Source organism: Streptomyces rugosispiralis (genome assembly GCF_024505145.1).
GTDB classification, from domain to species: domain Bacteria; phylum Actinomycetota; class Actinomycetes; order Streptomycetales; family Streptomycetaceae; genus Streptomyces; species Streptomyces rugosispiralis.
Window position 1 is genome coordinate 71308 of the sequence record NZ_JANIAA010000045.1, and the last position, 12037, is coordinate 83344.

A 12037-nucleotide genomic window follows, 5' to 3' on the forward strand; every position below is an offset into this window, starting at 1 on the left:
AATCGGCCACCGGAGTGACTTTTTGGTCGAGTTCCCGGCGAGGAAGGTAAAGCAGTCGCGGGCGCGGCCGAAATTCCTCCTTCTGTCTCGCGCAACCCTCTTCACCTGCGTCTCTATTATGCTCTGACTAATCGTGAGATCTCTCACATTGCCATCGCTTTACTTGTCCATTGCCTTCCGTGTTTCGATGGTGCGCATCGTTTCTTCATTGACACGGACACATCGGACGGCAGTCTTCGGCATGCCGCCGACGGGACGGATGGGGACGCTCACTCATATGCCTGACAACCGTGCCGAACTACCGCTCACCGACGCGCAGCTGGGGGTATGGCTCGCCGAACGCGGGGGGTTCGGCGAGCCGGGCGCATACCAGTGGGCGGAGTATCTCGAGCTGGACGGCCCGGTCGCCGTCGACCTGCTGGCGACCGCGGTCGCCAGGACGGCCGCCGACTGCGAGGCGGTGAACGTCCGTATCGGAGCGGCCGGTTCGGCGACCCCCGCGCAGTGGCTCGTCGCCGATGTCGAGCACGTCGTCGAGATGGTCGACCTGCGGGAGACGCCCGACCCGGACGCCGCGGCGCTGACGTGGATGCGGGCGGCCATGGCCGAGGCGGGAGGCTGCGACGCGGGGCCGCTGTTCTTCGGCGCGGTGCTGCGCGTGCGCGACGACCGCACCGTGCTGTTCCACCGGGTCCATCACATCGCCCTGGACGGGGCGGGCATGGCCCTGTTCGCCGAACGGGTCGCCGAGGTCTACAGCCATCTGTACGAGGGCGCCCCGGTGCCGGAGAGCGGCTGGAGCGGGCTTCGGGCGCTGGCCGACGCCGAGACGGCATACCGCCGTTCCGCCGAGCACACCGCGGACGGCGACCGGTGGAGGGAGCGGTTGGCGGGCCGGTCGCACTTCCCGACGCTGGGAGCGGGTCCGGCGGCGGCCTCGGACCGGTCGTTGCGCGCGAGCAGGGGCGTGCCGGCGGCGGAGTTCACCGAACTGAGGGACGGCGCGCGGCGGCTCGGACACCGCTGGACCCGGCTGTTCACCGCGGCCACCGTGATCCAGTTGCACGCGATGACCGGTGACCGGGACGTCGTCCTGAGCCTGCCGGTCGCCGGCCGGTCCGCCGAACTCGTCCGCCGCGTCCCGGCGATGACGGCCAACGTCCTGCCGCTGCGGCTCCGCGTCGACCCGGCCGCGTCCATCGGCCACCTGCTCGACGAAGTGGCCGAAGAACTGCGGGCGGTGCGCCGCCACCAGCGCTACCGGGGCGAGCGCCTGCGCCGGGAGGTGGACTGTCCCGACGACGGCCGCAGGTTCTTCGGGCCGGTCCTCAACATCCAGCGGTTCGACCGGCCGCTGCGCTTCGGTTCGGTCACCGCGACCGTCCGCAACCTCCAGGCGCCGCCGTCCGAGGACCTGTCATTCTTCGCGCACGACCGAGGTGACGGCGAACTGCGCCTCGACTTCGACGCCAACCCCGCCAATCACGGCGAGGACCTGCTGCGAGGCGTCGCCGACCGCTTCCCGCATGTGCTGAGGCAGCTGACGCGGGCCGAACGCGACACGCCCCTGGCGCGAGTCGCGACCACCACCACGGGGGAGCGCCGCCGTCTCGTCGCCCTGGGCACGGGCGCGCCCACCCCGGCCGCACCCGCCGACACCGCCGTCGACCGGTTCGCGGACCGGGTACGCCGTACCCCGGACGCCTTCGCGGCGCGCCGCGCCGGAACGGGTGAGCGGCTGACCTACCGCGAACTGGACGGGCGCGCCGCCGCGTTGGCGGGTGCGCTGGTCGCCGCCGGTGCCGGGCCGGAGCGCGCTGTCGCCCTGCTTCTGGAGCGCTCGGTGGATCTGGTCGTCGCCGCTCTCGCCGTGGTGCGGGCGGGCGCGGCGTACGTACCCCTGAACCGGGACGACCCGTCGCACCGGCAGGAGACCGTCCTGTCCGACGCGGACGCGCGGCTGCTGGTCACCGACCGGCACACCGGGGGCGACGCCATCGTGGCGTACGCCCGCGACCGCGGTCTGCGCCTGCTGGACGTGCGGGCCGACTCCGGCGCGGCCGCCGACGACGCGCCCGCCGGGGCCGGGGCGGCACCGGACGCCCTCGCCTGCGTGATGTTCACGTCCGGTTCCACGGGCCGGCCCAAAGGGGTCGGCATCACCCAGGGCGCCCTGGCCGCGCTCGCCGCCGACCGCTGGTGGTCCGAGGGCGGCGCGGACCGGGTCCTGCTGCACTCGCCGCACGCCTTCGACGCGTTCAACCTGGAGCTGTGGGTGCCGCTCCTGACCGGCGGTGAGGTGGTCGTCGCCGCGCCGGGACATGTCGGCCCGGCCGAACTGGCCCGGACCGTGGCGGAGACCGGGGTGACCGGGCTGTGGCTGACCGCGGGACTCTTCCACGCCATCGCCGCCGAGGACCCGGCCTGCCTGGCCGGTGTGCGCCAGGTGTGGACGGGAGGGGACGTGGTGTCCCCGGACGCCGTCCGCGCGGTGCGCCGGGCGCTGCCGGGACTCACCGTCGTCAATGGCTACGGGCCCACCGAGACCACGGTCTTCGCGACCCGGTACGCGGTCCCGGAACTGCCCGCGGACGCCGCGTCCGTCCCCATCGGCGGCCCGCTGGACGGCAAGCGGGTGCTGCTTCTCGACGACGCGTTGCGGCCCGTGCCGCCGGGGTCGGTGGGGGAGCTGTATCTCGGGGGAGCGGGGGTGGCGCGCGGTTACGTCGGGCGCGCGGGCGCGACCGCGGAGCGCTTCGTCCCCGACCCGTCGGGCCCGCCGGGGGCGCGCGTCTACCGCACGGGCGACCTGGCCCGGTGGTGTGCCGACGGCCGGCTGGAGTTCGCCGGTCGTGCCGACGGACAGGTCAAGCTGCGCGGTCACCGGATCGAGACGGGCGAGATCGACGCCGTGCTACGCGCCGATCCGCGGGTCCGGCAGGCCGCGACCGTCGCACAGGAGCACCCGGGAGGGCGGCGGCTCGTCTCCTACGTGACCGCGGCCGAAGGTGCGGCGGACGGCCTCGACACGGCGGCGCTGCTCGACCGGGCACGGGACCGGCTGCCCGCTTACATGCTGCCGACCGCGGTGGTGGCCGTGGACCGGCTGCCCCTGACCCGCAACGGCAAGCTGGACCGGGCCGCGCTGCCCGCGCCGGAGTCCCCGGTCGCCGCGCGTGGCGCCGGAAGGGGCGCGGCCCCGCGCACGCCCGCAGAGAAGCTGCTCGCCGAGCTGGTGGGCGAGCTGCTCGGGGTGCCGGACGTCCCCCTCGACCAGGACTTCTTCCGGCTCGGCGGGGACAGCATCCAGGCGATCCAACTCGCCGCGGCGGCGCGGCGCGCCGGTCTGGCGATCAGCACCCCGGACGTCTTCCGCACCCCCACCGTCGCCGGGCTCGCCGCCGCACTCGCGGACGACAGGCTCCCCGCGCACCGGATCGCGCTGGACGACGCGGACGACTCCGCGTTGCCGCTGACGCCCGTCATGCACTGGCTGCGCGAACGCGGCGGCACACTCCACGGGTTCGTCCAGTCCCTGACCGTACGCACCCCGGTGGGCATCACCGAGGAGCAGGTCCGCGCGGTGGTGCAGGCCCTCGTCGACCACCACCCCATGCTGCGGCTCTCCCTGACCGCCACGGGCCCGATCTGGTCGCTCGAGGTGCTGCCCACCGTGCCGGTCGAGCTGAACCGGCCGGGCCCGCCGACCGACCCGGAGCGCGGCCGGATGGTGCACGCGCGCTGGTCGGACCCCGGACCCGGGGCGGCGGGCGCGCTGACCCTCACAGTGCACCACCTCGGCGTCGACGGCGTCTCCTGGCGCATCCTCCGGGACGACCTCGACACCGCCTGGGACGCGGTACGCCGCGGCCGGACCCCGGCGCTGCAACCGACCGGGACGTCCTTCGCGCAGTGGGCGAAGGCGCTGGTGGGGTACGCCCATCACCCGGCCGTGCTGCGCGCGTTCTCCCACGAGCGGCCGGAGCCCGTGGACCCACCGGTCGCCGCGCGCCCCCTGGATCCCGCGTCGGACACCGAGGCCACCCGGCGCCGCCACACGGCCACCCTGCCCGGCGCGCTCACCGCGCGACTGCTGAGCGAGGCGACCGCGGCTTTCGACTGCTCGGTGCAGGACCTGCTGCTCACCGCGTTCGCCCTGGCCGCCGCCGACTGGCGGGACGGCCCGGACGCGCTCCTCGTGGACCTGGAGGGTCACGGCCGTGAGGAGTTCGCGGACAACCTCGACCTGTCCCGTACGGTCGGCTGGTTCACCACCCTGTATCCCGTGGTACTCGACCCCGGCTGCTCCTGGGCCGAGGCGCGGACCGACCCGATCGCCCTGGACGGCGCGGTCGCCCAGGTGCGCTCCCGCACCCGGGACTCCGGCCGCGCCGGACTGACCCACGGTCTGCTGCGCTATCTCAACCCGCAGAGCGCTCCCGCCCTCGCCGCCCGCCCCACGCCGCAGTTCGCCTTCAACTACCTGGGCCGCTTCGGCGTCGGCGGCGAGGGCCCCTGGTCGGTGTCGGCCGACGTGACCGCTGCCGGGGCCCCCTCGGACGACGGCCCGGCCGCCGCGGCCGGGCCGGCCATGAGCCACGCCGTGGAGCTGGACACGGTGCTCATCGACCGCCCGGACGGCCCCGAACTGGTCGCCCACTGGTCCTGGCCCGGTGGCCTGCTCGACGGGACGCGCGTCGCCGGGCTGGCCGAGCGGTGGTTCGACGTCCTGGCCGCGCTGGTCGACCGGGCCCGCTCCCGCGCCACCGGTGAACTGCCGCTGCCACCGCTGGCCCAGGGCCTGCTCTTCCACTCGCTCTACGACCACGACGGGGTGGACCCCTACCTCGTCCAGTTCGTCTTCGACCTCGACGGGACACTGGACGCCCACGCGTTGCGGGACGCGCTGCACCGCCTGCTGCGCCGGCACCCGCAGCTCTCCGCCGGTGTCCGGCCCGGTGCGTCGGGCCGGCCCGTCCAGGTCGTGGTGCCGGGCTCCGCCGTGGAGTGGCGCGAGACGCCCGCACCGGAGGATCTGGAGGACTTCCTCGCCGCCGACCGCCGGCGCCGCTTCGACCTCGCCGACCCCCCACTGATGCGCGCCGCGCTGCTGCGCGGGTCCGCCGACCGGCACACCTTCGTCCTGACCACGCACCATCTCCTGGTCGACGGCTGGTCCATGCCGATCCTCGTCCGGGAACTGTTCTCGCTCTACGCCGGTCACCCGCTGCCGCCCGCCACGCCGTACCGCGACTTCCTCGACTGGCTGGCCACCAGGGACGCCCGCGCGGACGAGTCGGCCTGGCGTGCGCTGCTGGCGTCCGTGGACGGCCCGACCCTGGTCGGCGGAACCGGCCGGCGTGGCGCGACCGGGGCACGCCGCCGCACGACCGCCGAGCTGGACCCCGAGTGCACCGCCCGGGTCGAGGCACTGGCGCGGGAAGGCGGCCTGACCACCAGCGTCGTCGTGCGACTGGCCTGGGCGGTCCTGCTCGGCGCCCTGACCGGCCGGGACGACGTGGTGTTCGGCGCCACGGTCTCCGGCCGGCCCGCCGAACTGCCCGGCGCGGCGGGCATCGTCGGCCTGCTGATCAACACCGTGCCGGTCCGGGTCCGCCTGGACCCACGCCGTCCGGTCGCCGACTGCCTGGCGGACCTGCGGGCCCAGCAACTGTCCATGCTCGACCACCAGCACGCCGATCTGACGACCCTGCAGACGGTCACCGGGCACGCCGAACTCTTCGACACCGTCGTCGTCTTCGAGAACTATCCGGTCGACGACGCGGAACTGGCCACCCTGGTACCCGACCTGAAGCTGCGCGAGGTCCAGGGCCGCGACGGCACCCACTACCCGCTGACCCTGATCGCCGTGCCCGGCGACCGGCTGCGGCTCCAACTCGACCACAGCACCGACCTGTTCGACGGCCACGCGGCCGGCCGTCTGCTCGACCGCCTGCGCGCCGTCCTCGACCGGATGGCCGACGACCCGGCGGCACCGCTGGGACGCGTCGGCCTGCTGCTGCCCGACGAGCGCGCCGACCTCGAAGCGCCCGCCCCCGCCCCGGACCGGGACACCGGGCCGGCCACGCTGACCGCCCTGTTCGCCGCGCAGGCGCGCCGCCGGCCGGCCGCCCCGGCCCTCACCCACGGCGACACCACCCTGTCCTACGCGGAAATCGACGCGCGTGCCAACCGTCTCGCCCACCTCCTGATCGAGCGCGGCGCGGGACCGGAGCGCCTGGTCGGCCTGGTGCTGGAGCGTTCGGCGGACCTCGTCGTCGCGATCCTGGCGGTGCTGAAGTCGGGCGCGGGCTATCTGCCCCTGGACCCGGCGTACCCCGAGGAGCGGATCCGGGGGGTGCTCGCGGAAGCCGACCCCGTGCTCGTCGTGACCGGTGTCCCGCTGCCGGTCCCGCACCCGCAGATCCTCCTCGACGGCCCCGACACGGCCGCCACCCACCCGGCGCACCCGCCCGCCGTGACCGTGGACCCCGAGGCGGTCGCCTACGTCATCTACACCTCCGGTTCCACCGGCCGGCCCAAGGGCGTCCTGGTCACCCACCGCAATGTCGTACGGCTGCTGGCCGCGACCGACGAGTGGTTCCGGTTCGGCGCCGACGTCCACGCCCTGTTCCACTCCTACGCCTTCGACGTCTCCGTCTGGGAGATGTGGACCGCTCTCGGCCGCGGCGGGCGGCTGGTGGTGGTCCCGGACGACGTGGCCCGCTCGCCCCGGGACCTCCTGGCGCTGCTGCGCCGGGAGCGGGTCACCGCCCTGAACCAGACTCCCTCGGCCTTCTACCAGCTCCTCCGGGCCGAACCGGAGACCGGCCCGAACGCGCTGCCCGACCTGCGGGTGATCGTATGCGCGGGGGAGGCGCTGGAACCGTCCCGCGTCCGCTCCTGGCACGGCCCGGGCCGGCCCGCCCTGGTCAACATGTACGGGATCACCGAGACCACCGTCCACGCGACGTACACCGAGCTGACCGACCCCGAAGAGACCGCGAGCGTCGTCGGCACCGCGCTGCCCGACCTCCGACTGCGGCTGCTTGACCACGCGCTACGACCGGTGCCGCCGGGCTGCCCCGGCGAGATCCATGTGTCCGGCCCCGGTGTGACCCGCGGCTATCTGGACCGGCCGGGGCTCACCGCGAGCCGGTTCGTCCCCGACCCGTTCGGGGCGCCCGGCACCCGGATGTACCGCTCCGGGGACCTCGCTCGGCGGCGGCCGGACGGCACGCTGGAGTACCTGGGGCGGATCGACCAGCAGGTGAAGATCCGCGGTTACCGGATCGAGCCCGGTGAGATCGAGCGCGTCCTCGAACAGCACCCGGCCGTGGACCGGGCCGTGGTGCTCGCCGACACCGGCGCCGACACCGGCGCCGACGGCGGCCGTCTGCTCTGCTACGCCGTCCCGGCCACGCGACCGGCCGGGACCGGCCCGGCCGAGACGCTGTCCGGGACCGGCCCGGCCGAGACGCTGTGGGCCGCGGAACTGCGCGCCCACGCCCGCACGGTGCTGCCCGCGCACATGGTGCCCGCCTTCGTCGTCCCGGTCGACGAGATCCCGCTGACCGGGAACGGCAAGCTGGACCGCGCCGCCCTGCCGCGTCCGGAGACCGCGCTGCCGGTGAGCCGCGGGCCGGAGAACCCGCGAGAACGTCTGCTGTGCGACCTGTTCGCCGAGACCCTGGGACTGGCCGAGGTCGGCGCCGAGGACAACTTCTTCGACCTCGGTGGACACTCGCTGCTCGCCACCCGTCTGATCAACCGGCTGCGTGCGGAGACCGGCCGCGAGCTGAGCATCCGCACCCTGTTCGACACCCCGGTCGTCGCCGACCTGGCACGCCACCTCCCGGAGGGCGCCGCCGCGACTCCCACCCGGACGGGAGCCGCCCCGCGGCCGGAGCGCGTACCGCTCTCGCCCGCGCAGCGGCGGCTGTGGTTCTTCGACCGGTTCGCCGGCCCCAACTCCGTGTACAACATGTCCTTCGCCGTCCGGTTCACCGGGCCGCTGCGCGTGGAACCCCTGCGGGCGGCCCTCGGCGACCTGTTGGACAGGCACGAGAGCCTGCGCACCACCGTCGTGGAACACGACGGCGAGCCGTACCAGCGGATCCGCGACGCCGACGGCCCGCCGTTCGAGACGGTGGTCACCTCGGAGACGGAACTGCCCGGACTGCTCGCCGCCGCGTCCGCGCACGTCTTCGACCTGGAGACCGAACTCCCGGTCCGGGCCGTGCTCCACGAGACCGCACCCGGGCACCACGTACTCCTGCTCCTGCTGCACCACATCGCCGCCGACGGCTGGTCGCTCGGTCCGCTGGCCCGTGACCTGTCCACCGCCTACCGGGCCCGTGCCGCGGGCGGCGCCCCGCAGTGGACGAGCACACCCGTGCAGTACGCGGACCACACGATCCGCCTGCTCGACCGCGACCCCGACACCGGCGTCGACCACTGGACGCGGCTCCTGCACGGCGCCCCGGAGGTGCTGCGGCTGCCGCTGGACCATCCCCGGCCGCCGGTCTCCGCACACCGCGGGGAGACCGTCCCCTTCACACTCGACGCCGCGCTGCACGCCCGCCTGAACCGGCTCGCCGCGACCACCCGGACCAGCCTGTTCATGGTGATGCACACCGCGGTCGCCGCACTGCTGCACCGGCTCGGGGCGGGGGATGACATCCCCCTCGGCACACCCGTCGCGGGACGGCACGACGCCGCGCTGCACGACACCGTGGGCTGCTTCGTCAACACCGTGGTGCTGCGCACCGACCTGAGCGGCGCGCCGACGTTCGCCGAACTCCTCCAGCGGGTACGCGCCACCGACCTCGACGCCTTCGCGCACCAGGAGGTCCCCTTCGAGCGGGTGGTCGAGGCCGTCAACCCGCCGCGCTCCCTCGCCGCCCACCCCCTCTTCCAGGTGATGCTGGCGTTCCAGGACACCCCGGCGGCCGAGTTCGACCTGCCGGGCCTGCGGACGGAACCGGTCGCCGTGCACGGCGGCGCCTCCCGGATGGACCTGCTGTGGAGCATGCGGCAGCACTACACGGACCACGGCGGCGAGGCCGGGATCGAGGGTCTTCTGGAGTACGACACCGAACTGTTCACCCCCGCGTCCGCGCGTCTGATGCTCGCCCGCCTGGAGAGGCTGCTCCGCGCGGCAGTGGCCGATCCCCAGCTCCCCGTCGCCGACTTGCCGGTGCTCGTCGAGGGCGAGCTCGAGCGGCTGACCGGACAGGGGAGCGGCACCGACCGCGAGACGCCCGACACCACCGTGGCGGCGCTCGTCGCGGCCCAGGCACACCGCACCCCGGAGGCACCCGCCGTCCTGCACGGCGACACCGTGCTCAGCCACCGGGACCTGGCCGAGCGGGCGGAACACCTCGCCGGAGAACTCCGCGCGCACGGCGCGGGCCCCGGCGCCCTGGTCGCCGTGGTGCTGCGCCGGGGCCCCGACCTGCCCGCCACCCTCCTCGCCGTCCAGGCGACCGGCGCCGCCTACCTGCCCGTCGACCCCACCCTGCCGGCCGAACGCGTCACGGCACTCCTGGCCGACGCCCGCCCCCTCCTCGTGGTGCGCGACGCCATCGGACCCGCCGCCGGACCCGTTGTCACCACCGGGGCGGCCGAGCCGCTGCCGGTGCCACCGGACACCGCCTACGTCACGTACACCTCGGGCTCCACCGGGCGGCCCAAGGGCGTCGTCGTGCCACGGGCCGCGCTGGTGAACCTGCTGCTCGCCCTGCGCGAGCGGCTCGCGGTCGGCCCCGACGACCGGATGCTGGCCTCCGCACCCGTCGGCTTCGACATGTGCAAGCCCGAGCTGTACCTGCCGCTGATCACCGGCGGCGCCATGGTCCTCGCCGGCCAGGACGCGCTGCGCGACCCCGACCAGCTGTGCGCGCTGCTCGACCGGCATCGCGTCACCGTGATGCAGGCGACCCCGTCGCTCTGGCGGACGCTCGTGGCACGCCGACCGCGGCAACTGCGCCACGTACGCGCCGTCGTCGGCGGCGAGGCGGTCCCCGCGGAACTCGCCGGGGAGCTGGCCGCCGCCACCGCGTCGCTGCTCGCCTGCTACGGCCCGACCGAGACCACCGTCTGGTCCGCCGCCCACCCGGTCGGCGCGCGGACCGACGGCACCGTGCCGCTCGGCCGGCCGCTGCGCAACACCCGCGCCTACGTCCTCGACGACCGGCTGCGCCCCGTCCCCCCGGGCACGAGAGGTGAGCTGTACCTGGCCGGCGCGGGCCTCGCGACCGGCTACCTCGGCCGCCCCGAACTGACGGCCGCCCGCTTCCTGCCGGACCCCTTCGGACCGGCCGGCCGGCGGATGTACCGCACCGGCGACCTCGCGTCGTGGAGCCGCGACGGAGTGCTGCGCTTCCACGGCCGGACCGACGACCAGGTGAAGATCCGCGGCCACCGCGTCGAACTCGGCGAGGTCGAAGCCGTGCTGGGCGGGCACCCCGAGGTCACGGCCGCCGCGGTCGCCGTGCACGACCGCGGCGCCGACGACCGTCGGCTCGTCGGCTACGTCACCCCGAAGGCCGCGGATCTCGGCGCGGTCGGGGCACACCTGACCCGGCACCTCCCGGACTACATGGTGCCCGCCCGGCTGCTCGCCCTGGACCGGCTGCCCCTCGGCGTCAACGGAAAGCTGCTGCGCGACCGGCTGCCCGAGCCCGACTGGGCGGCCGCCGCCGACGCCGAGCCGCCGCGCGACCTGCGTGAGGACCTGATGTGCCGCCAGTTCGCCGAGGTGCTCGACGTACCGAGGGTCGGCCCCGAGGACAACTTCTTCGAACTGGGCGGCCACTCGCTGCTCGCCGCCCGGCTGACCGAGCGGATACGCGCCGTCCTCGGCCTCGCACCCGCCCTCCGGAACGTCTTCCAGGCCCCCACCCCGGCCGCCCTGAGCCGATTGCTCGACGGGCCGCCGACCGCGTCCGCCCCCGCACACCTCGTGCCCTTCCGGGCCACCGGAACGGCCGCGCCGGTGTTCTGCGTCCACCCGCTGAGCGGTATCAGCTGGAGTTACGCCGGCCTGCTGCGGCACATCGGCCGGCACCACCCGGTCCACGGCATCCAGGCCGAGGACACCGGGGGAGTGGCGGACCTGCCCGGCACGGTCGAGGAGATGGCCGAGCGCTACCTGCGGCTGCTGCGAACGGTGCGCCCGTCCGGCCCGTACCACCTGGTCGGCTGGTCCTTCGGCGGACTGGTGGCGCACGCCATGGCCGTCCGGCTGCGGGAACTCGGCGAACCCGAAGGGACGCTGTTCCTGGTCGACACCGTCGCCGCCACCGGGGCCGGGCCCGCCGAGCCCGTCGACGAGCACCGCGTGCACCGGTTGCTCCTGACGGCCGCCGGATTCGACGACGACCGCCTCGCCCCGGAGACCCTCGACTTCACCACCGTATCGGCACTGCTGCGCCGCGCGGGCAGCCTCTTCGCCCGCCTCACCGAGGACGACATCGCCCGCGTCATCGCCGTGTCCCGGCACAACGACGCGCTGCTGCGCGCCTACCGCCCCCCACGCTACCCGGGCGACACCACCTACATCGAGGCCGCGGGCGAGCCTGGGCGCGCGGCGCCCACGCACGAACTGTGGCGGCCGTACGCCGGCGGCGAGCTGACCGTCGGACACGTCGACGCACGGCACCACCAAGTGATGCAGCCCCAGCACGTGGACGCCGTGGGCGTCCAGCTCACCGAAGCCCTCGGGAGGGCCCGTTGACCACAACCGAGGACGCGACGTACGCGGCGGACAGCGCCGCACTCGACGAACTGCCCGCAGGAGCACGGGTGGTGATCAGGCTGCCGAACGGCCACCGCCTCGCGGACATCCTGCTCGGCTGCTTCGACCGGGAACTCGTCGCCGTCCCGCTGCACCCGAAGGCCGGGGACGCGGATCTCGCCGCCGGCGCCGCCCGGGTCGCCGCCGCGGCCGTCGTGGACGCGCACGGAGTCCGGCGCACCGGACTGCCCGACGCGCACCCGACGCCCGAAGCCCCGGCGCTCATCATGTTCACCT

Annotated in this window: 1 protein-coding gene and 1 pseudogene; both read left to right on the forward strand. The window is 74.8% G+C overall.

Annotated elements, in window-relative coordinates:
* Window positions 1–277 precede the first annotated feature (277 nt).
* Entirely contained in the window at window positions 278–11740 is an 11463-nt protein-coding gene (locus NP777_RS40105; RefSeq protein ID WP_256655105.1) for an amino acid adenylation domain-containing protein, read from the forward strand.
* Window positions 11737–12037: pseudogene (locus NP777_RS40110) on the forward strand (class I adenylate-forming enzyme family protein); the annotation flags it as partial. The gene NP777_RS40105 and the pseudogene NP777_RS40110, both read left to right, overlap by 4 nt.

Coding starts and splice junctions, on each gene's coding strand:
- NP777_RS40105 (WP_256655105.1), top strand. CDS start 278: ATGCCTGACAACCGTGCCGAACTACCGCTCACCGACGCGCAGCTGGGG.